At 47.4% G+C, this 20,848-nt stretch carries 19 protein-coding genes; 15 read left to right on the plus strand and 4 right to left on the minus strand.

The window, feature by feature from the left end; all coding sequences use genetic code 11:
• Window positions 1-279 precede the first annotated feature (279 nt).
• The 4 genes from Q1A40_RS20570 to Q1A40_RS20585 all read left to right on the plus strand — a co-directional run bounded on the left by Q1A40_RS20570 (window position 280) and on the right by Q1A40_RS20585 (window position 7,058).
• Window positions 280-915, plus strand: coding sequence for a response regulator transcription factor (locus Q1A40_RS20570; RefSeq protein ID WP_300004723.1), 636 nt, complete (start codon window positions 280-282; stop codon window positions 913-915).
• The gene (locus tag Q1A40_RS20575; RefSeq protein WP_300004726.1) at window positions 902-4,351 is read left to right on the plus strand and encodes a transporter substrate-binding domain-containing protein; all 3,450 of its coding nucleotides are present in this window, start codon (window positions 902-904) and stop codon (window positions 4,349-4,351) included. Before Q1A40_RS20570 ends, Q1A40_RS20575 begins: the two co-directional genes overlap by 14 nt.
• A 90-nt stretch (window positions 4,352-4,441) precedes the next feature.
• Window positions 4,442-4,873 (plus strand): DUF1090 domain-containing protein, encoded by a 432-nt coding sequence (locus Q1A40_RS20580; RefSeq protein WP_300004729.1) that lies wholly within the window; start codon window positions 4,442-4,444, stop codon window positions 4,871-4,873.
• A gap of 64 nt (window positions 4,874-4,937) precedes the next feature.
• Entirely contained in the window at window positions 4,938-7,058 is a 2,121-nt protein-coding gene (locus Q1A40_RS20585) for a fimbria/pilus outer membrane usher protein (protein WP_300004732.1), read from the plus strand.
• A gap of 109 nt (window positions 7,059-7,167) precedes the next feature.
• On the opposite strand, the gene Q1A40_RS20590 is transcribed toward Q1A40_RS20585, so the two are convergent.
• Window positions 7,168-7,995 carry a dienelactone hydrolase family protein gene (locus Q1A40_RS20590; protein WP_300004734.1) on the minus strand — a complete coding sequence of 276 codons (828 nt, stop codon included), beginning with the start codon at window positions 7,993-7,995 and terminating at the stop codon, window positions 7,168-7,170.
• 251 nt (window positions 7,996-8,246) lie between these two features.
• Here Q1A40_RS20590 and udp point away from each other — a divergent pair, with 251 nt between their 5' ends.
• The gene (udp, locus tag Q1A40_RS20595; RefSeq protein ID WP_300004737.1) at window positions 8,247-9,008 is read left to right on the plus strand and encodes a uridine phosphorylase; all 762 of its coding nucleotides are present in this window, start codon (window positions 8,247-8,249) and stop codon (window positions 9,006-9,008) included.
• Window positions 9,009-9,055: 47 nt separating this feature from the next.
• Here the strand turns inward: udp and Q1A40_RS20600 are convergent, their stop codons facing one another.
• Both Q1A40_RS20600 and Q1A40_RS20605 read right to left on the minus strand, forming a co-directional pair.
• Complete coding sequence (locus Q1A40_RS20600; protein WP_300004740.1) at window positions 9,056-9,580, minus strand: GNAT family N-acetyltransferase; 525 nt, start codon at window positions 9,578-9,580, stop codon at window positions 9,056-9,058.
• A gap of 11 nt (window positions 9,581-9,591) precedes the next feature.
• Complete coding sequence (locus Q1A40_RS20605) at window positions 9,592-10,140, minus strand: helix-turn-helix domain-containing protein (RefSeq protein ID WP_300004743.1); 549 nt, start codon at window positions 10,138-10,140, stop codon at window positions 9,592-9,594.
• A gap of 116 nt (window positions 10,141-10,256) precedes the next feature.
• Here Q1A40_RS20605 and rmuC point away from each other — a divergent pair, with 116 nt between their 5' ends.
• The 9 genes from rmuC to hemB all read left to right on the plus strand — a co-directional run bounded on the left by rmuC (window position 10,257) and on the right by hemB (window position 18,430).
• A complete protein-coding gene (gene rmuC / locus Q1A40_RS20610; RefSeq protein ID WP_367275772.1) occupies window positions 10,257-11,648 on the plus strand; it encodes a DNA recombination protein RmuC in 1,392 nt (463 codons plus the stop codon).
• 132 nt (window positions 11,649-11,780) lie between these two features.
• Window positions 11,781-12,536 (plus strand): bifunctional demethylmenaquinone methyltransferase/2-methoxy-6-polyprenyl-1,4-benzoquinol methylase UbiE, encoded by a 756-nt coding sequence (ubiE, locus tag Q1A40_RS20615; protein WP_300004746.1) that lies wholly within the window; start codon window positions 11,781-11,783, stop codon window positions 12,534-12,536.
• A 14-nt stretch (window positions 12,537-12,550) separates the two neighbouring features.
• On the plus strand, window positions 12,551-13,156 hold the full coding sequence (locus Q1A40_RS20620) for an SCP2 domain-containing protein (RefSeq protein ID WP_300004749.1): 606 nt from the start codon (window positions 12,551-12,553) through the stop codon (window positions 13,154-13,156).
• Window positions 13,153-14,793 (plus strand): ubiquinone biosynthesis regulatory protein kinase UbiB, encoded by a 1,641-nt coding sequence (ubiB, locus tag Q1A40_RS20625; RefSeq protein ID WP_300004752.1) that lies wholly within the window; start codon window positions 13,153-13,155, stop codon window positions 14,791-14,793. The genes Q1A40_RS20620 and ubiB overlap by 4 nt, the downstream gene beginning before the upstream one ends.
• A gap of 80 nt (window positions 14,794-14,873) precedes the next feature.
• Entirely contained in the window at window positions 14,874-15,137 is a 264-nt protein-coding gene (tatA, locus tag Q1A40_RS20630) for a Sec-independent protein translocase subunit TatA (protein WP_300004756.1), read from the plus strand.
• A gap of 3 nt (window positions 15,138-15,140) precedes the next feature.
• Complete coding sequence (gene tatB / locus Q1A40_RS20635) at window positions 15,141-15,683, plus strand: Sec-independent protein translocase protein TatB (RefSeq protein WP_300004759.1); 543 nt, start codon at window positions 15,141-15,143, stop codon at window positions 15,681-15,683.
• 2 nt (window positions 15,684-15,685) lie between these two features.
• On the plus strand, window positions 15,686-16,459 hold the full coding sequence (gene tatC / locus Q1A40_RS20640) for a Sec-independent protein translocase subunit TatC (protein ID WP_300004762.1): 774 nt from the start codon (window positions 15,686-15,688) through the stop codon (window positions 16,457-16,459).
• 152 nt (window positions 16,460-16,611) lie between these two features.
• Complete coding sequence (gene tatD / locus Q1A40_RS20645; protein WP_300004765.1) at window positions 16,612-17,394, plus strand: 3'-5' ssDNA/RNA exonuclease TatD; 783 nt, start codon at window positions 16,612-16,614, stop codon at window positions 17,392-17,394.
• 13 nt (window positions 17,395-17,407) lie between these two features.
• A complete protein-coding gene (gene hemB / locus Q1A40_RS20650; protein ID WP_300004767.1) occupies window positions 17,408-18,430 on the plus strand; it encodes a porphobilinogen synthase in 1,023 nt (340 codons plus the stop codon).
• A gap of 123 nt (window positions 18,431-18,553) precedes the next feature.
• On the opposite strand, the gene rfaH is transcribed toward hemB, so the two are convergent.
• Complete coding sequence (rfaH, locus tag Q1A40_RS20655) at window positions 18,554-19,042, minus strand: transcription/translation regulatory transformer protein RfaH (RefSeq protein ID WP_300004790.1); 489 nt, start codon at window positions 19,040-19,042, stop codon at window positions 18,554-18,556.
• A 275-nt stretch (window positions 19,043-19,317) separates the two neighbouring features.
• Between rfaH and ubiD the strand changes: the two genes are divergently transcribed.
• Window positions 19,318-20,811, plus strand: a complete 1,494-nt coding sequence (gene ubiD, locus Q1A40_RS20660) for a 4-hydroxy-3-polyprenylbenzoate decarboxylase (protein WP_300004792.1) — start codon at window positions 19,318-19,320, stop codon at window positions 20,809-20,811.
• Window positions 20,812-20,848: the final 37 nt, after the last annotated feature.

The following is a 20,848-nucleotide window of genomic DNA, read 5'->3' on the forward strand; positions in this document are numbered from 1 at the left end:
TCTCTATGCTGTCGCTTATCATATAGCTCTAATCCTCAGTATTCTGACTTTGCTGATGGTGTTGATATCTGTGGATATTCGGGAAATACATTCCCCTTATGGCACTAATTATTCAGTGAGATAGACATATCCTATTGCTACAATCCCGCATAAATGAAATGGTTATGAAATAAGAGTATGCTTATCAATTTATGATGCAACTCGGTTCAGATGAGAGTTCTTAATTGGGCTTCCATGAGTAACCGCAGATAGTTTATTTCATAACATACAGGGAAGATTATGGTATCTATTCTTATTGTGGACGATCATCCGGCCATTTGTTTCGCCCTTAAAGTCCTCCTGGAAAAGGAGAAAGCCTTTCAAGTTAATATTTCAAATGGCGAGAATGTTCTTAAGGAAATATATCAGTACAGCCCGAAACTTCTTATTCTTGATCTCGAATTAACGCATGGTAGTGGTCTCGATTTGTTGCCTAAAATAAAGCGGCACTTTCCTGCACTCAATATTTTAATTTTTACCAGTCAGCCAGCCAGTTTATATGCTTTGCGCACGCTGCAAGCGGGGGCCAGTGGGTATATTAATAAAAACACATCACTGGAATACGTAGAGCCTCTCTGCCAGTTAATTATAAAAGGCTATCAATGCTTCCCTGAAGGGGTCATCTATCGAGAGAATATTTTGCAGGGAGAACGAAGCGTTAGTGATACCCCATTGGCTCTACTTTCCGATCGTGAAATCACGGTGTTGAACTTTTTAAAGCAGGGTAAAAGTAATATGGAGATTGCCGGACTTCTGTCATTAAGTAATAAAACAATCAGTACTTATAAAGTACGCATATTGCAAAAATGTGGTTGTGATGACCTTAACCAGCTTTTTGAAATGGTTGCTGAGGAGAAATGTAGTGAGGAGCATTAGCTGGCTACTTCTTCTGATATTTACGTTTCAAATCGGTGCTGTCCAGGCGCAAGAACCTCTTAAACTGATTGCCCGGAGTCAGGAATTGTTACCTGATCCTGGATTATTGCAAGAGGAATGGCGCTGGCTACGCGCGCACCGTAAGTTTCGACTTGCGGTCTGGCTGCCCATGTCTCCGCCCTACGATATTACTACCGGTCTGAATGACTACGGTGGTATCAACGCCGATTTTCTGGGGCTTATAGAGCGTAGCTTGGGTATAGAAATTGATGTCATTCGTTTTCCCGACTATGCGGCAGCACGCGATGCTCTGCAGAAAGGGAATGCTGACTTTATCGCCCAGGCTGGAGATAACCAGCTTAAAGACGGCATGCTACTGAGTACTCCTTACAGTATCAACGAAGCGGTTGAAGTTATTAATACTGACTCTGAGGAAACTGAATTACCCAAGAGAATCGCCGTTGAGGACTCTTATAGTGATACTCAGGTACTGGCTCATTACCCGAACGCACAGCGGGTCAAGTTCTATTCTTCCCGTCACGCAATGGAGGCGCTGGCCTTCCGACAGATAGATCTTTTTTATTGTGATGAGATTACTGCCCGCTATTTATTGAGTCAGTCTAACTTTGGCAACCTTCGTATTCGTCCTTCCTCCCATCCGCTTACAGGTTCAGGATTCTCTTTTGCCGTTATGCCAGAACATAAAATCTGGGTTGATATTCTCAATAAAGTGCTCAAGGTTGTTCCTGATAGTGTCAGAGTGGAAATTCATCGACGCTGGAACGGCGGTATTCCGCTTTCACTCAGCGAGCAGCAACCGGTATTTACCTCTCTTGAGCATAAGTGGATCCGAGAGAATGAACACATACGTGTTGCCGTAGCAGAAGATAACGCGCCAGTAGCTTGGTTCAATGCATCCGGACAGTTACGAGGAATTATTGCAGATATTCTTACAGCGTTGAAATTACGCACGGGCCTGACTTTTGATATACAGCGCTATCCTGGTCAGCAGGCGGCATTGATGGCTGTAAAAGAGGGCAAAGCCGATCTTGTTGCTGGCGGCATTCAGGATGACATCTGGCGTGTTGATTTGATAACTACCAGAACGTGGCTCTACAACTCATGGGTGATGGTAGGGCATCGTACACGCGACGAGGCTGCAATTGATTCGACGATTTTCAGCCTTGACGGGCAGTCACCAGACGCTTGGCTACGTGAACAGACGCTGGGAAAAGATACTAAGGTAACCTCCTGGCGACAGGGGCTTGATCGTGTACTCCGAAAAACAAGCGATATGATGGCTATGCCGCTGATTGTCGCGAATGCCTTTCTTAGCGAAAAAACTTACTCATCGCTGCATATTCTGGCGGGTATCGATATCGATCCAATGCGCTATTCGTTTGGCGCGTCTGAGCAATCCTGGCCGCTGATCACTATCCTCAACAAGACGATGATTAATATTCCCCCCGAGGATCTACACGCCTTGACTCGTGGAGCGAGTGTTGGAAACGGCCTTGCCGTTATACCACGCCCAACAAATTTGAGCTGGCCGTTTCTGGCGGGTTACGGCTTTGCCGGATTACTGTTAACTCTCGCTATTTGGTATGGCTATCGCTATCTGCGAAGTCGTCTCAGCTTGCAAATGGAGAAGATACCTTTCCCACTCTTTATTTGTGATCCGCGTGGCGTGGTGAAGCGCGTTAATCGGGCGTTTTGTGATGGTCTCTCCGTCAGTCGTTACAGCGTGGAAGGGCGGCCGCTGACTGAGATTTTAGGCGTTGATTCGCTTACAGAACATAGCGAACAACGGCTTCATTATCAGGATCGTCTGCTGAGAATATGGCGCGTGCCGTTAGGTACAAGAAGAGGTTATGCCGGTGGCTGGATAGATGAGACGCGTCAGTTAACCTTTATTAAAAAGCTGCGCAGGAGCAAGCGATATGCCGATGAGGCCAGCAGGGCTAAAAGTGATTTTCTGATAACGATGAGTCATGAGATTCGCACCCCTGTAAGCGCCATCATCAGCATGTTGGAACTGATGAGAAAACGTGCAGACGATGTGCAGCAGAACACACGATCGATACAGGTTGTATGGGATGCAGCTCAGTCCCTGCTATTGCTCATTGGTAATATACTGGATGTCTCGCGTATCGAGGCGGGTCGTCTGGTGTTACGTCCAGAGCGCGTTGTGCTACGGGAACTGATCGAAGATGCTGCTTTGCTCTTTGAAGAGTTAGCGAATCAAAAGGCGCTAACATTCAGGCTGGAAATCGACACGGAAATACAGGGCGACGTACTGGCGGATCGCAGCCGCCTGAGGCAGATCCTCGTTAATTTAGTCGGTAATGCGATTAAGTATACCGATCGAGGTAGTGTTGTTTTACGGTTTGATAAGATAGAAAAAGAGAGTGGCTATCTGCTACTGGGTATACATGTAGAAGATACCGGTTCAGGAATTGATAAGAGAACACTGAGTCATATTTTTCAGCCCTTTGTACAGGGTGAGAATAGTCGGAAGGTGCAGGGCAGTGGCCTTGGATTATATATTTGCCGCAGTCTGGCAGAGATGATGGGAGGAAGCATTGACTTACAAAGCGAGCCCGGTCAAGGAACGCTAGTGACGGTAATGCTTAAATTTCTGGTAATGCCACCTCAAACTGCACCTGCGCCACTGCGACAGAAGGAAAAACCAAAAGGCCCACTTAACATTCTGGTGGTTGACGACAATCCTGCCGGAAGAATGCTGTTGATTGAGCAGTTACGCTGGCTGGGTCATCATGCTGTCGACGCAGAAACACTGAAACAGGTGCTAACAAGCGTAGAAAACAATCAGCCAGATGTCATTTTTACCGATTGCAATATGCCCGGAGGGGATGGTTTCACCCTTGCTGGCATTATTTTAGCTCGTTGGCCTGACACGATTATCTACGGTATTACCGCAGATGCCCGTGAAGTCATTCGCGAAAAGGCGCGGGCGTCAGGTATGTCAGACTGCTTTTTTAAGCCGATGTCGCTCAGTGTATTGACCGAACTTTTAGGTGATATTTCGACGGTTCCCTCCGTGACCGTTGCTTCTGAGGGAGAAGAGACATCGGATTTACCCGCTACCCTGTTGGAGGGAGAAAACCTGGATATTTTTCTCTCCCTGCAAATCTCCGTCATTGATGAAGCTCTGCATCAGTTGGCTCGCTGGCATCAGGATAAGCAAACACCTCTGGGCGAGACGCTTCATAAATTACGTGGCGGCATTCTCCTGTTAGGTATCGCCGATCCTACTGCTTGTTGTGAGCTGCGGGGACAACAAACAGACAGTAAAGAGATCCGCCGTCTTGAAACCGAAATTAACCAGCTACGGGATGCGCTAATTCGATGGCAAGAAACGGGACTACAACCGAATAGGACCGTCCTACAGGACAACACGAAAGCGTCTGTATAGTGATGGTATAGCACACTCGATTATTCTTTTTGGACCAGGAAGCAGCAGTGGTATCGAGCCATGCTGTTGACATACTCAAGGAGAATATCAATGAAAAAGTTAACGTCTATTTTAGCTGTTGTTGCCACTGTCGGTATGTTCGCGTCATCTTCTGCTTTTGCAATTGAGACCTGTGCTCAGAAAGAAGCTGCGTTACAAAAAGAGATCCGTATTGCCCAGCAGTACAACAATACTTATAAAGTTGCATCGCTGAAAAAAGCGTTGTCGCAGGTTAAAGCGCATTGTACCGACGCAAGCGTTATGGCTGATGCACAAAAGAAAGTTGCTAAGTATGAGAAGAAAGTTGCTGAAAAACGCGATGATATCGCTGAAATCCAAGCTGACCTGCGAAAAGCACAGGCGAAAGGGAAAACCGATAAAATTGCCAAGTATCAGAAAAAATTAGCTAAAAAGCAGGCTGAATTGCGTGACGTTCAGCAAGACTTAAACAAGGCGCGTGCTGGCCTTGCTTCCCTGAAATAATTTATTAGCTAAGGCCTCTGCGCACAAGATGCATTGCATCTTGTGCGCATTGCTGTATTTGCAAATGCCTCTACGCATATTAATACTGCTACTGTCCTTTTTAATAAAGACAGCGATATCGAGTGAAAAAACCTGGGTCATATTCAACAATCAATATAAAGGTGCTATCGCGCTTGATATTCAGGATGGGGTTCCTTGCCTGACGCGTCCTCTGCTTCAAGAGTGGGGAGTGCGCGATGTTGTGCTCGATAAACTTCAGTGGGATGCCAGCGCCTGCCTTACCTCGGGTGCCGCTGAAGCGTTTTTCTTTCAATACTGGTACCGTCCCCACGCACATTTGCTGACCTTACTCTTTCCTGAAGATGCTATCAGCCCACAACAAAATGGCATCAGCACTAGCCGCTGGGATGACGGTATCAATGCACTGTTTAGTAACTACCGCTTGGATATTAACAAAGAGAATGCCCGTTATTCTGGTGATGATAGCGGTACAGAAATGCAACTGGATCTCGATAATGGTGTCAACGTTGGACCCTGGCGACTACGCTATCAAAACACCTTCTGGCGAGAAAAAGACGGTAATCGTGGCTCTTACAGTGGCACTGTATCACTGTGGCGTAATTTCACATCCCTGCGTTCAAAGCTCACCATCGGCGATGGCTATACCAACGGTACTCTGTTTGACAGCATTCCCATGCGCGGTATATCTCTGGCCAGTAATGAGGCGATGTATCCTGATAGCTGGCGGCCTTATGCGCCCGTTATTAACGGTTATGCACGTAGTGAGGCTGAGGTGACTATCCATCAGAATGGTGAGCGTGTTTATCGGATCCATGTTCCGCCAGGCCCCTTCATTTTGCGCAATTTCTATCCTCCTGATGCCGAGGGGAATCTTGAGCTGACTATCCAGGAGAGTGACGGTACAGAGCGTACCCGGCAGTTACCCTATTCAATTATGCCTAACATGGTTGGGCATGGCTATTCCCGCTACGAGTTAACTGCCGGCCACTACAAAGCTGCCCGTTTTGATGAAAAAGAACGTCCACGCTTTTGGCAAGGCACGATTGCCAGCGGTATTTTATCGAACACCACACTCTTCGGCGGCGTGCAACTAGCCGATAACTATCATAGTGGGGTGATAGGACTGGGCAGAAATATGGGGAAATGGGGAGCTGTGTCACTGGATATGAGTCGGGCCAGTTACACACAGCAAAATGACAGATATCGCGGCAGTGTCTGGCGGTTACGTTATGCCAAGGCCTTCTTTCGTACCGAAACAAGCTTGAATGCTCAGCTTCAGTGGTATCGGCGTGGTAGTCGATATCGTTCACTTGAGGAAAAACTGGAACAGTCACAGTGGCAGGCATTCGGTCTTGAGGATGATACAACTGACCGGAGCATGAGAGGTCGGGTTGAGCTGACCCAGAATTTTGGCTCCGACTCCAGTCTGAGTCTGTCATGGAACTGGCTTAAATCACGCAGAGCCGCACACAATCGAAACAGTGTATCACTCAGCATGAACACTGGCTGGAATGAGCTAGACCTGTCGCTTTATGCTGAATACGAGCGCGGTGGTGGCTGGCCAAAAGAGAGCACTCTGGGGATCAATGTCAGCATTCCTTTCAGTATTGCAGGTTACAACAGTAATATTGCCCTGAACTCCGATCTGGCTAATCGAGATAACAATGATCATGAGGTCAATATTTATGGTTCGGCGCTCGATGATCTTCGCCTGCGCTATGATGCCAGACTGGGGCATGTTGAACACGGGGATGACAATTTTTCCGCCAGCCTTGGGTATCAATATAACGCGGGTGAGGTGAATGTGGGCATGAACCAGAGCGGTAAGTGGCACAACTACCATGCGGATATGAGTGGTAGCATCGTGCTACATGATGAAGGTTTTGCTCTCGGACAAATGCTCGGCAGCACCTCCGCATTGGTTCAGGTGCCGGATACGCCTGGCGTCGCTTTTTACAATCAGTTTGGCTCCACAACAGATAGCAGTGGTAATCTGTTGGTGAGTTATATGACGCCATGGCGTGTTAATGATGTTACTACCGACAGCTTCAGTTTGCCTGAGGACGTATGTCTGGACGTGGAAGAGATAGAAACAGTCCCGACTGAAGGCGCGATCGTTAGCTTACGTTTTCCCGTCAATCGCACGACCAAATGTGCTCCCTGATATTCTGGGATCCCCCTCGGCTTCGTTAACGAGGAGGATCTTCCGGGAAGCCATATTTTTACCCGTGCAGAGGCTGTGGCACGAATTGACTCACTCTGGACATGTAGTGCTAAGTTTCGCTTCTGTTACTCGTCCCAAAACGGGCAAACCATTCCAGCATGCGCTGCCAGCCATCCTGCGCCGACTCTGCGTGATAACTTGGGCGGTAATCGGCATTAAAGGCATGGCCCGCATCAGGATAAACAATGATTTCTGCTGTCGCATTCGCGGCACGCAATGCCTGACGCATCATCTCAATACTGTCCATAGGAATACTGGCGTCTTGCTCACCGTAAAGCCCTAACACCGGAGCATTAAGATGGGTGGCAATATCAACAGGATGGTGTGGAGAATTCAGCGTTTTTCTGGCAATCAATTTCCCATACCATGCCGCCGCGGCTTTTAGCTGTGGATTATGCGCGGCATAGAGCCAGGCAATCCTTCCACCCCAGCAAAAACCGGTGACCATAAGGCGATGGGCATCTCCCCCATGGCGCGATGCCCAGCTGGCAACATGATCAAGGTCGGCCAGCACCTCAGCGTCAGGCACTTTAGCCACGACCTCATTCAGTAATGTTTCTATATCAGAATAGCTTTGCGGGTCGCCGTGGCGGAAATAGAGCTCCGGCGCGATAGCCAGATATCCCTGTCCAGCAAGGCGGTGACAGAGCTCACGGATATGCTCATTTACGCCAAATATTTCCTGAATGACTATCACAATCGGTAGCGCGCTTGACGCATTTTTGGGTCTTGCATAATAAGCAGGCATATTGTCACCCTGCGTCTGGATCGTTTTTTCACCTGATAAGATGACATCTTCCTTGGTATGTACCACAGTTGAAGACAGGGAAAGTGGATTTGCTGCTAATATTTCCGGTGTCACTTGTTTTTGTGCCATGGTGTCTCCCAAAGCTTGGACGCAGTTTGAAAACCCGAATCAGGATTAGTAGCAAATTTGACGAGGAAAAGGCGCTATCGATGTTTAATTATTAAGCCGAATAACCTTGAGTTGTGATTTGTGTCTCATTTTTAGGTATATGTAATGCAATATGTTTCATTCAAAGTGATTTTCATCACGTAATTATCTGCAGGGGTCAGGTAAAGTAATACTTTGCTTCTCCTGAAGCTTACTCTACAGAGGAGTTTGTTATGTCTAAGTCTGATGTTTTCCATCTCGGTCTGATTAAAAGTGATCTTCAGGGCGCGACCCTTGCCATTGTCCCGGGAGATCCGGAGCGCGTGGAGAGAATTGCATCGCTGATGGATAATCCAGTCAAACTGGCCTCTCACCGTGAATTTACAACCTGGCGTGCGGAACTGGATGGCAAAGCCGTTATCGTTTGTTCCACCGGGATCGGCGGTCCTTCTACCTCGATTGCTGTTGAAGAGCTGGCACAATTAGGCATTCGAACCTTCTTGCGTATAGGCACTACCGGTGCAATTCAACCGCATATTAATGTTGGTGATGTGCTGGTCACCACGGGTTCTGTTCGTCTGGACGGTGCCAGTCTGCACTTTGCGCCAATGGAATATCCGGCAGTTGCTGACTTCGCCTGCACCACCGCTCTGGTAGAAGCGGCGAAAGAAATGGGTGCTACCACCCATATTGGTGTTACCGCTTCTTCTGATACCTTCTATCCGGGCCAGGAGCGTTATGACACTTTCTCCGGGCGCGTTGTGAGCCGCTTTAAAAATTCAATGGAAGAATGGCAGCAACTGGGCGTGATGAACTATGAAATGGAATCAGCAACGCTGCTGACCATGTGTGCAAGTCAAGGCTTACGTGCCGGGATGGTTGCCGGGGTGATTGTTAACCGTACCCAGCAAGAGATCCCGAATGCTGAAACGATGAAGAAAACCGAAAGCCATGCAGTAAAAATCGTTGTTGAAGCTGCTCGTCGCCTGATGTAACGAACAGATATCAGAGGGAAAAACGTGATTTTTCCCTCATGATGTTTTTAGAGTCTTTGATACATATAAGTGGTCGAGTGTTTTGCCTGGCCATTTGAGTCCCAGGCATAATCCGGGATGATTCCTGCAACCTCAAATCCCAAAGAAGCATAAAGTGGTTCAGCCACATCACCTGTTTTAGTATCCAGGGTGACAAGTGTTTTACCCAGCAAGCGTGCTTGTTCAAGCGCATGATTCATCAGCGAACGGCCAATCCCTAGCCTGCGTGCTCGTGGATGTACAATCATTTTCGCCACTTCACAGCGGTGGGGTTGATTAGGCGGCATATCCGTGATCAACTGAACAGTTCCCAGTAACTCGTCACCACGTAAGGCCCCAAACAGGAGCCTGTTCCCGGCCATGACTTCCGGAAGAACACTTTTCGACCAGAACAGACTCGCCTCATCGTAAGAAAACGGTAGCATAAAACTGATGGATGCCCCATCGGCGACACTGTCAGCCAAAATCTGTGACAGTGCCTTCTGTTGCTGTTCTGACACGCAGGCATCAAGTTTAATAATACGTATTTCCATGCTGTTATGCCTCAGGTCATTGCAATGATGTAGTGTGCGGGCAGCGAGCCAGTTTCAAATGATGATGCACCGCGTAGCCGATAGCGCAGACAGTCGCCTGCGTTCAGAGCATACTTAATGCCGTCAACTGTGATGGCGAGCGCTCCTGACAAAAGGGTTAGATGGTGTTCATGGTTCGGGAGTGCCGGATTATCGTAGGCAATATGCTGATGAGGCTCGATAGTGCATTCGATCATTTCAAGCTTAAGCCTTCCACTGGGAGGCGAAAGTGACCGCCGGGTGAACCCATGGCTGGTATCCGTCCAGATACTCTGATCATCCCGACAAAGCAGCGGAGGAAAGTCAGGATCGAGCGGTGCCAGTAATTGTGAAAGCGGCAACGCCAGCGAGGATGCCAAATGGCCGAGCGTTTCTGCTGTCGGGCTGACATCCCCATTTTCAATGCGTGAAAGTGTCGCCCGGCTGATGCCGCAGCTATCGGCGAGTTCCTGTAATTTCAGTCCACGATCCGTGCGTAACTTGCGTAGATGATCGGCAAGCGCCTGGTTTTGATTTATCATTTTGTTTCTCATATAGGGGACTATTTCTCATATTTGAGATATTATCCCATATATGAGAAATATCAATGAATTTTGACCTGTGGTTGTGAGTCAGAGATGAGATAACAGGAGCTTACATGGAATTATGGGTGTTATCGGGTGTGGGTATTGCTCTGCTGGCAGCGTTAATGGGTTGGCTGGTTGCTAGCTTGCGTGCCACACAACGTCAGGCTTTGCTGCAAGAAGAACAACGCGAACTTTATGGTGAGCTGGCGGCGGCGAGACAAGAGTTACAGCTAAACCAGCACTGGCGCGATGAGTGTGAGCAACTGAATCGTGAACTGCGTACCCAGCTTGAAATCAACAGTGGCCAGGAAGCGGATATTCGTGAACTGACCACTCTGCTGGAACAAACTCGCCTGAATGCTGATGATAAACAACGGCAGATGCTCAACAGCGAGCAGCGTCTGAGTGAGCAGTTTGAAAATCTGGCTAACCGCATTTTTGAGCAGAGCGGGCGCAAAGTCGAAGAGCAGAACCGCCAAAGTCTTAATGTTCTGTTATCCCCCCTGCGTGAGCAACTGGATGGTTTTCGTCGCCAGGTGCAGGAGAGCTTTGGTCAGGAAGCTCGTGAACGTCATACGCTGACACATGAAATACGTAATCTTCAGCAGCTTAACGCACAAATGGCACAGGAAGCATTGAACCTGACTAAGGCTTTGAAAGGCGATAATAAAACCCAGGGAAATTGGGGAGAGGTGATCCTCACGCGTGTGCTTGAAGCCTCCGGTTTACGTGAAGGACATGAATACCAAACCCAGGTCAATATTCAGCTGGAAAACAATAGCCGCATGCAACCAGATGTCATTATTCGCCTGCCGCAGGGCAAGGATGTGGTGATCGATGCCAAAATGACTCTGGTGGCCTATGAGCGCTACTTCAATGCTGAGGATGATGCAATCCGTGAGGTCGCGCTAAATGAACATATTATCGCTATTCGTAACCATATTCGTCTGTTGAGTCGCAAAGATTATCAACAGCTACCCGGCCTGCGCTCCCTGGATTATGTGCTGATGTTTATTCCGGTTGAACCGGCCTTTTTATTAGCTATCGACAGACAACCAGAATTAATCAGTGAAGCACTAAAAAGCAATATTATGTTAGTCAGCCCGACTACCTTACTGGTAGCTTTGCGTACCATCGCCAATTTGTGGCGCTATGAGCATCAAAGCCGAAATGCCCAGCATATTGCTGAGCGTGCCGGACGGTTATATGACAAAGTCAGATTATTTGTTGATGAGATGTCTGCGTTAGGTTTGAGCCTGGATAAAGCCCAGGATAACTATCGACAAGCCATGAAAAAACTGGCTTCAGGACGGGGAAATGTATTGGTGCAAGCCGAATCACTGCGTAATTTAGGTGTCGAAGTTAAACGTGAAATTAACCCCGAGTTGATGGAGCAGGCTCAATCAGAGTCTTTAGAAAATGACCTGTTAAGCCAGTCTGAAAACGAAGATATGATAAAGTAACTCCAGTAAGTCTTTCTTTCCTACAGGTAACAGAATGTTCAATAACAGCCAGCCATGCTGTTTTGAAAAATAGGGCATTAGCATCGATTCTGTTACACTTTACCGACATTTTTTGATTAAACAGGCACTGAGATGGTTGATAAATCCAGAGATACAACGCATTTTGGCTACAGCACGGTAGATAAAGATCAAAAAGCCGATATGGTTGCCGGTGTATTCCACTCGGTTGCGGCAAAATATGATGTGATGAATGATGTCATGTCGTTAGGTATCCATCGGTTATGGAAACGCTTTACCATCAACTGTAGCGGCGTACGTCGTGGGCAGCGAGTCCTTGATTTAGCAGGCGGAACCGGTGATTTAACGGCTAAGTTCTCACGTCTGGTCGGTGACTCCGGTGAAGTAGTGCTGGCGGATATTAATGACTCCATGTTGAAAATGGGGCGTGAAAAGCTGCGCAATATTGGCATTATCGGTAACGTCAGCTATGTCCAGGCGAATGCTGAAGCACTGCCGTTCCCGGATAACAGCTTTGACTGTATTACCATTGCTTTTGGTTTACGTAATGTCACCGAGAAAGATAAAGCCCTGCGCTCTATGTACCGCGTGCTTAAGCCTGGTGGACGTCTGCTGGTGCTGGAGTTCTCTAAACCGATACTCGAACCACTGAATAAAGTCTACGATGCCTACTCCTTCCACGTTCTGCCACGTATGGGGCAAATGATTGCGGGCGATGCAGAAAGCTACCGTTATCTGGCGGAGTCTATCCGTATGCATCCGGACCAGGAAACGCTGAAAGCGATGATGGAAGATGCCGGTTTTGAAAATACTACCTATTACAATCTGACGGGGGGTATTGTTGCACTCCATCGTGGTTATAAATTCTAACCCGGGAAGTGACCATGCCATTTATATCGCTTATTAATGCCAGTCTTGAAGGGGCGCTTAACACTGTGCTCTGGCAGGATAACGCTTTGAAGTCTGCGCGTCAGCGGTTGTACGGAAAAGTATTACGTATTGAGATAAAAGAGTTTTCCACTCCCCTGGTGTTAGTTTTTAGCGAACAGCAAATAGATGTCTTAAGCCAGTGGGAAGGTGAGGCTGATTGTTGCGTTATTACGCGTCTCGGTGTGATACCTGAACTGCGCGACCGCCAACAGTTGATGGCATTGATACGTAAAGGTGAACTGGAAGTTCAGGGCGATCTGCAACTGGTACAAAATCTGGTAGCGCTAACGGCTTTGGCTGAATTTTCTTTTGCTGATTTTCTGGCTCCTTATGTCGGGGATCTGGTCGCTGAAAGTCTGAATAAGGCGGTACAAAGCACGGTTCAAGTGTTAAAAAAGACCGTTGACAGAAACCAGCGTTACCTTTCTGAGACAGTCGTCGAGGAGTGGCGGCTGGCCCCTGGTTCTCTGGAGGCTGCTTGGTTTTCCGAAGAAACGACAGCATTAGCTCGTGCGACAGCAGCACTTGATGCAAGACTGGATAAACTGGAGAAAAAATGACGCCAGGAGAATTTCGTCGACTTTATTTTATTATTCGCATCTTCCTGAACTATGGTCTTGAAGAATTAATCCCTAAAATTCGCCTGACATTACCATTACGTCTGTGGTTGCGCTGCCTGTTTTGGATCCCGAATCGTCATCGTGATAAACCCTTGGGTGAACGTTTACGTCTGGCTTTACAGGAACTGGGACCGGTCTGGATAAAATTTGGCCAGATGCTTTCTACTCGTCGTGACTTATTCCCCCCTATGATTGCCGATCAGCTGGCTATGCTGCAGGACAGAGTTGCGCCGTTTGACGGCGAACTTGCGAAAAAACAGATAGAACATTCGATGGGCGATATTCCTGTTGAAACCTGGTTTGATGATTTTGATATTGAGCCTTTAGCCTCAGCCTCTATTGCTCAGGTTCATACTGCACGTCTGAAGAAAAATGGCAAAGAGGTGGTGATTAAGGTTATCCGCCCGGATATTCTGCCGGTGATTAAAGCAGATATGAAGCTGATTTACCGCTTGGCTCGCTGGGTGCCACGTCTGCTGCCTGATGGCCGTCGTTTACGGCCGATAGAAGTGGTTCGCGAGTATGAAAAAACGCTGATAGATGAACTGAATCTGCTGCGTGAAGCAGCAAATGCGATTCAGTTGCGCCGTAATTTTGAAAACAGTCCGTTGCTATATATCCCTGAAGTTTATTCTGACTATTGCAGTGAGAATATGATGGTGTTGGAGCGTATTTATGGTATTCCGGTATCTGATACCGAGGCACTGAATGCTCAGGGTACCAATATGAAACTGCTGGCAGAGCGTGGTGTTCAGGTCTTCTTTACCCAAGTTTTCAGGGACAGCTTTTTCCATGCGGATATGCATCCAGGCAATATTTTTGTTAGCTACGACCATCCTGAAGATCCGCAGTATATCGGTATCGACTGTGGCATCGTGGGTTCATTAAACCGGGAAGATAAACGCTATCTGGCAGAAAATTTTATCGCCTTTTTTAATCGTGACTACCGTAAAGTGGCTGAACTGCACGTTGACTCTGGTTGGGTACCACCGGATACCAATGTCGAAGAGTTTGAATTTGCTATTCGTACAGTGTGTGAGCCCATTTTTGAAAAACCGCTGGCAGAAATTTCTTTCGGTCATGTGTTATTGAACTTGTTTAATACCGCTCGCCGTTTCAATATGGAAGTTCAGCCTCAGTTAGTGCTGCTGCAAAAGACCCTGTTGTATGTTGAAGGTGTCGGCAGACAGTTATACCCACAGCTAGATTTGTGGAAAACGGCGAAACCTTTTCTGGAAAATTGGATCAAAGATCAGGTGGGCATTCCTTCTCTGGTTCGTGCTTTTAAAGAAAAAGCACCTTTCTGGATAGAAAAAATGCCTGAATTACCGGAGCTGGTTTATAACAGCTTGAGTCAGAGCAAACATTTAAAGCACAGTATTGATAAAATTCAACAGGATCTACAGCGCCACCATATTCGGCAGGGGCAGTCACGTTATCTCTTAGGGGTGGGCGCAACATTGATTCTCAGTGGAACATTATTGCTTATCAATAAACCCGAATGGAATATGATACCAGCTTGGTTAATGGTTGCCGGGCTCGGTGTATGGTTTCTGGGCTGGAAGCGCTCAGTCTGAATTTTAAGCATGTTGGCGCAGTCTTATCGTATAGTACTTGCGTCAACTCTCTCCTAACACATCAATTTTGAGGCAACACTATGGGTGGTATCAGTATTTGGCAGTTACTTATCATTGCCGTTATTGTAATTCTGTTATTTGGTACCAAAAGACTGGGGTCTATTGGTTCTGATTTAGGTGCATCGATCAAAGGCTTTAAAAAAGCGATGAGCGAAGATGATGCAAAAAAAGATGAAGCGAAAGATAAGTCTGAGGCTGATGCTGATTTTGCTGCGAAATCAATCTCTGACAAACCAAGCGACGTAAAAAAAGACGACGCGAAGAACAGTAAAGAACAGGTATAAGTTGTGTTCGATATTAGTTTTGGCGAACTCTTAGTTGTTTTTGTGCTGGGCCTGATCGTATTGGGACCGCAACGGCTTCCCGTTGCTGTGAAAACCGTCGCAGGCTGGATCCGTGCTCTACGTTCCTTGGCGAGTAGTGTACAGAGCGAGCTGGCCCATGAACTGAAGCTTCAGGAGCTACAAGACAGTCTGAAAAAGGTTGAGAAGGCCAGTCTGAACAACCTGACGCCGGAATTAAAAGAATCAATGGATCAATTACGTGAAGCAACTGAGTCAATGAAGCGTAGTTATTCACCGCACGATCCTGAAAAGGAAAGCGATGAAGCCCATACTATTCATGATCCCGCGAAGGTGGAAAAGGCGTCCGAGGATGTCGCTCCATCGGCAGCCGCTCCTGAAAGTGCTGCGCAGCCGGTTGCTCAAGAATCCATAAAGTCTTCGGTCAGTGATACTTCGTCGATACTGAAAAAAGGCCCTCAGGAACCTTCAGAGTCAGAGACAACAAAGAGCCCTGAACCAACGCAACCACCGAGTGAAAAACCCTAACCATGGCCGTCGAAGATACTCAGCCGCTTATCAGCCATCTGATAGAGCTACGCAAACGTCTGTTAAACAGTATTATTGCCGTTCTGGTTATATTTTTGGCGCTTGCCTATTTTGCCAATGATATCTATCAGTTAGTGGCAGCACCGCTGATTGAGCAAATGCCATTGGGTTCAACGATGATAGCCACCGACGTGGCTTCACCGTTCTTTACGCCAATCAAGCTTACTATCTATGTGTCAGTTTTTCTGGCAGCACCGGTTATCTTGTATCAGGTCTGGGCCTTTGTAGCCCCAGCGCTGTACCGGCATGAGCGTAAGCTATTAATGCCATTGCTTTTCTCAAGCACAATGCTGTTCTACATCGGTATAGCATTTGCCTATTTTGTTGTTTTTCCGCTGGCATTCGGGTTTCTGACCAAGACTGCACCTATGGGAGTCGTGGTTTCTACCGATATTGCCAAATATCTCGATTTCGTTATGACGCTATTTATGGCGTTTGGCGTAGCATTCGAGGTACCGATAGCGATTATTTTATTATGCTGGATGGGTGTGACAACACCGGAGTCCCTGAAACGAAAACGCCCTTATATTCTGGTCGGCGCATTCGTTATCGGTATGCTGCTTACACCACCTGATGTGTTTTCTCAGACATTACTGGCTATACCTATGTACTGTTTGTTTGAGGTCGGTGTGCTGTTCTCTCGATTCTATGTCGGTAAAGGACGAATTAAAACTGAGGAAGAAACAGCAGAAAGTCAGGAAGAAAACGCAAAATAACCCTGTTTAAAATAGCTTCAGGGCTTGGTTTTATTACCCGGCTCTGTAGCTGTTAATCCGCTTTACTCGTGTTGGAAGGGACCCTGTATCCTTCAGCACAATGTCAACAGACCGAAGCCGTCCTACGGGGGGGTTGTCGTTTGGAGAACGCCATGTTTGATATTGGTATCAATCTTACCCACTCTCAGTTTGAGAAAGACAGTTCACAAGTCATCGCGCGCGCACAGCAGGCGGGTGTCAACGGTATGATATTAACGGGAACCAGCCTGCAAGACAGTGCTCAGGCGTTAGCATTAGCGCAGCAGCACTCGAACTGTTGGTCTACCGCAGGTATTCATCCTCATGAAGCCAGTAGCTGGAACGAAAGTACTGCTGAGGCTATTCGCAATATGGCGAATGCGCCCCAAGTGGTAGCCGTGGGTGAGTGTGGCCTTGATTTTAACCGTAATTTCTCAACACCTGCTGAGCAAGAACATGCTTTTACCGAACAACTGGCGCTGGCTACTGATTTAATGATGCCAGTTTTTTTGCACTGCCGTGATGCCCATGACCGGTTTTTGGCTCTGCTGGATCCATGGCTGGAGTGGTTGCCTGGTGTGGTAGTGCATTGCTTTACCGGTACTGAATCTGAGTTACATGATTACCTGCGTCGTGGTTTATTGATAGGTATTACTGGCTGGGTGTGTGATGAGCGTCGTGGCTTAGAATTACGCGAAATGTTGCCACAAATTCCCGCTCAGCAGTTGCTACTGGAAACCGACGCCCCCTTCTTGTTGCCTCGGGATCTTGACCCTAAACCGGCATCCCACCGCAACGAACCCTGCTATTTGCCCCATATTGTGAATAAAGTCGCACAGTGGCGTGGTGAAGACCCCGCCTGGCTTGGGCAAGTAACAGAAGAGAACGCCCGTCGTTTATTCCGACTGGGCTTTTAACCAGGAGAATTACATGAGTTATGCATTTCCCGGGACTTTCCCCGGCCGCCGTATGCGCCGGGTACGCCGCCATGATTTTAGCCGTCGTCTTGTTGCTGAGAATCAGCTGACGGTTAACGATCTTATTTATCCGGTGTTCGTCATGGAAGGACATAATCGGCAGCAGGAGATAGCGTCGATGCCGGGGGTTTATCGCTTAACCCTGGATTTGTTAATTAAAGAAGCAGAGACGGTGGCTAAACTAGGGGTGCCAGTGCTCTCACTGTTTCCTGTTATTGAAAGTACAGGTAAGTCGTTACATGCGGAAGAAGCTTATAACCCGAATGGTTTGGTCCAACGCGCCGTTCGTGCGTTAAAAGATGCAGTACCAGAACTGGGTCTGTTAACGGATGTGGCACTCGACCCATACACTACACATGGTCAGGATGGCATCATTGATGATGCCGGTTATGTCATCAATGATGTGACCCGGGACATTCTGGTTCGTCAGGCGCTCTCGCATGCTGAGGCTGGAGCAGAGATTGTTGCTCCGAGCGATATGATGGATGGACGTATTGGCGCTATCCGCCAGCAGTTAGAAGCCGAAGGTTTGGTGAATACACAGATCATGTCTTATGCTGCGAAATATGCCTCCTGTTATTACGGTCCGTTCCGTGATGCGATTGGTTCAGCTGGCAATCTGAAAGGCGGCAATAAAAAGACCTATCAAATGGACCCGGCGAACAGTAACGAGGCACTGCAAGAAGTGGCGCAGGATCTTCAGGAAGGTGCGGATATGGTGATGGTTAAACCTGGCATGCCTTACCTGGATGTGGTTCGTCAGGTGAAAGATACCTTTGGTGTTCCGACCTTTGCCTATCAGGTTTCCGGTGAATACGCGATGCACATGGCGGCCATTCAAAATGGCTGGCTGGCAGAGAAACCGGCAGTAATGGAGTCATTACTGTGCTTTAAACGTGCTGGCGCTGATGGTGTACTGACCTACTTTTCGAAACGTGTAGCCCAGTGGTTACATGATGAACAAATGCAGCGCTAGTCACTTATCTGAAATTGATATATACCCAGAATAATTCGAGTTGTTCCCAGACACAAAGCTTCGGCAGGCGGGACTTGAAGGTATGGGGGGATAGAGCCTGAGAGCGATCTCAGGCTTTTTTGACTATAGCTTTTGGAAATTAGCGTTTTTAACGCTCTGGCGTATTTGTTTGTTCAGCAAGTTAAGCAGTAACATCGAGCGTGTTTCACCGTCTGTTTCAGCAAAAATAGCCTGCATTCCTTCAAATGCTCCTTCCGTAATCAATACTGTATCTCCTGGGTAGGGCGTCTCAGGGTCGATATGAGTATCGTTTTCTGTGAGTCGTAATTCATCGATTACACTTTCTGGCACAATCGCCGGTAACGAACCAAAACGGACGAAGTGACTGACACCCCGGGTCGCGCTTATCGTCGTCGTATGAATCGATTCAGGATCGAATGCGACAAACATATAATTAGGAAAGAGTGGTTCACTCACCAGAGCTCTTTTACCTTGCACCATTTTTTCAATAGAGATAAAGGGCGTAAGGCATTTTACCGTTTGCCGTTCAAGATGTTCCTTCGCGCGTAATAGCTGACCGCGTTTGCAGTACAGAAGATACCAGGATTCCATAAATTCTTTTTCCGATCCATTGCCAACAAACGAATAATTCATTCAATCAACGGTATGCGTTCTTTGCAAGATGAGTATTTATACCCGTCATATTTCAAGTTACTTGGCTGTTGCAGGCGTTCAGGCAGCCGAATCACACAGTTTATCTATGCTTATCGCCTGTCGAAGCTGTGCGCCTACAAGCAACGCGAATTATTTAGGGTATATACAAATTTAACAAAAATACAGCAGGGTGACAGCGAAGTCCGTATAATAGCAGCAACATCCACCTGTTAATAAATGACATGAAATACGATGATCTGCGCGACTTCCTGGAGTTGCTTGAGCAACAAGGCGAACTGAAACGAATCAAATTGCCTGTCGATCCAAACCTGGAAATGACTGAAATTGCCGATCGTACTTTACGTGCCGGTGGGCCTGCGCTGCTGTTTGAAAACCCTAAAGGTTTTGATATGCCTGTTCTGTGTAACCTGTTTGGTACACCAAAGCGGGTAGCCATGGGTATGGGGCAGGAAGACGTTTCGGCATTACGCGAAGTAGGTAAACTTCTGGCATTTTTAAAAGAGCCCGAGCCACCTAAAGGCTTTCGCGATCTGTTCGATAAATTACCTCAGTTTAAGCAAGTGCTCAATATGCCGACTAAGCGTCTGCGTGATGCTCCTTGTCAGGAAATCATACGGGAAGGGAATGAAGTTGACTTAACTCGCCTGCCGATTATGACGTGCTGGCCTGATGATGCTGCTCCTCTCATCACTTGGGGTCTGACAGTAACACGCGGCCCCCATAAAGAAAGACAGAATTTAGGCATTTATCGCCAGCAACTGATTGGTAAAAATAAGCTGATTATGCGCTGGTTATCCCATCGCGGCGGTGCTCTGGATTTCCAGGAATGGTGTGCCGCCCATCCGGGTGAACGCTTCCCCGTCTCGGTTGCTCTGGGGGCCGATCCTGCAACTATTCTCGGTGCAGTGACTCCGGTTCCGGACACGCTCTCAGAATATGCGTTTGCCGGCCTTCTCCGTGGTACCAAAACTGAAGTGGTTAAATGTATTACCAATGATTTAGAAGTTCCGGCCAGCGCTGAAATTATTCTTGAAGGTTATATTGAACCAGGGGAGTTGGCGCCAGAAGGTCCTTATGGCGATCACACCGGTTATTATAATGAAATCGATAATTTCCCAGTGTTTACCGTAACGCATATCACCCAGCGACATGATGCCATTTATCACTCCACCTATACCGGACGTCCACCTGATGAACCGGCGGTACTGGGGGTAGCACTTAATGAAGTGCTGGTACCTATTTTGCAGAAACAATTTCCAGAAATTATCGATTTTTATCTTCCGCCGGAAGGTTGTTCTTACCGTCTGGCTGTTGTTACTATCAAAAAACAATACGCTGGTCATGCAAAACGCGTCATGATGGGCGTCTGGTCGTTCCTGCGGCAGTTCATGTACACTAAATTTGTTATTGTCTGTGATGACGATATCAATGCCCGGGACTGGAACGATGTTATCTGGGCGATAACCACACGTATGGACCCATCGCGAGATACCGTATTGATTGATAATACGCCAATTGATTACTTGGATTTTGCCTCACCGGTTTCCGGTTTGGGTTCAAAAATGGGAATGGATGCCACCAATAAATGGCCTGGTGAGACCCAACGAGAATGGGGTCGTCCTATTCAAAAAGACCCTCAAGTTTGTGCGCATATAGATGCAATTTGGGACGAACTGGCTATCTTCGATAACCGTAAAGGCAGCTGAGATACCCTTTACGCTTTAGTATTATTGACCCGATAGA

The sequence above is a fragment of the uncultured Cedecea sp. genome, assembly GCF_947498825.1.
In the GTDB taxonomy this organism is placed as follows: domain Bacteria; phylum Pseudomonadota; class Gammaproteobacteria; order Enterobacterales; family Enterobacteriaceae; genus JGM124.

Excerpts from the sequence above, each read along its gene's own strand:
- Q1A40_RS20570 (WP_300004723.1), top strand. The coding sequence starts at position 280 with ATGGTATCTATTCTTATTGTGGACGATCATCCGGCCATTTGTTTCGCC.
- Q1A40_RS20580 (WP_300004729.1), top strand. The coding sequence starts at position 4,442 with ATGAAAAAGTTAACGTCTATTTTAGCTGTTGTTGCCACTGTCGGTATG.
- Q1A40_RS20585 (WP_300004732.1), top strand. The coding sequence starts at position 4,938 with ATGCCTCTACGCATATTAATACTGCTACTGTCCTTTTTAATAAAGACA.
- Q1A40_RS20590 (WP_300004734.1), bottom strand. The coding sequence starts at position 7,995 with ATGGCACAAAAACAAGTGACACCGGAAATATTAGCAGCAAATCCACTT.
- udp (WP_300004737.1), top strand. The coding sequence starts at position 8,247 with ATGTCTAAGTCTGATGTTTTCCATCTCGGTCTGATTAAAAGTGATCTT.
- Q1A40_RS20600 (WP_300004740.1), bottom strand. The coding sequence starts at position 9,580 with ATGGAAATACGTATTATTAAACTTGATGCCTGCGTGTCAGAACAGCAA.
- Q1A40_RS20605 (WP_300004743.1), bottom strand. The coding sequence starts at position 10,140 with ATGATAAATCAAAACCAGGCGCTTGCCGATCATCTACGCAAGTTACGC.
- rmuC (WP_367275772.1), top strand. The coding sequence starts at position 10,257 with ATGGAATTATGGGTGTTATCGGGTGTGGGTATTGCTCTGCTGGCAGCG.
- ubiE (WP_300004746.1), top strand. The coding sequence starts at position 11,781 with ATGGTTGATAAATCCAGAGATACAACGCATTTTGGCTACAGCACGGTA.
- Q1A40_RS20620 (WP_300004749.1), top strand. The coding sequence starts at position 12,551 with ATGCCATTTATATCGCTTATTAATGCCAGTCTTGAAGGGGCGCTTAAC.
- ubiB (WP_300004752.1), top strand. The coding sequence starts at position 13,153 with ATGACGCCAGGAGAATTTCGTCGACTTTATTTTATTATTCGCATCTTC.
- tatA (WP_300004756.1), top strand. The coding sequence starts at position 14,874 with ATGGGTGGTATCAGTATTTGGCAGTTACTTATCATTGCCGTTATTGTA.
- tatC (WP_300004762.1), top strand. The coding sequence starts at position 15,686 with ATGGCCGTCGAAGATACTCAGCCGCTTATCAGCCATCTGATAGAGCTA.
- tatD (WP_300004765.1), top strand. The coding sequence starts at position 16,612 with ATGTTTGATATTGGTATCAATCTTACCCACTCTCAGTTTGAGAAAGAC.
- hemB (WP_300004767.1), top strand. The coding sequence starts at position 17,408 with ATGAGTTATGCATTTCCCGGGACTTTCCCCGGCCGCCGTATGCGCCGG.
- rfaH (WP_300004790.1), bottom strand. The coding sequence starts at position 19,042 with ATGGAATCCTGGTATCTTCTGTACTGCAAACGCGGTCAGCTATTACGC.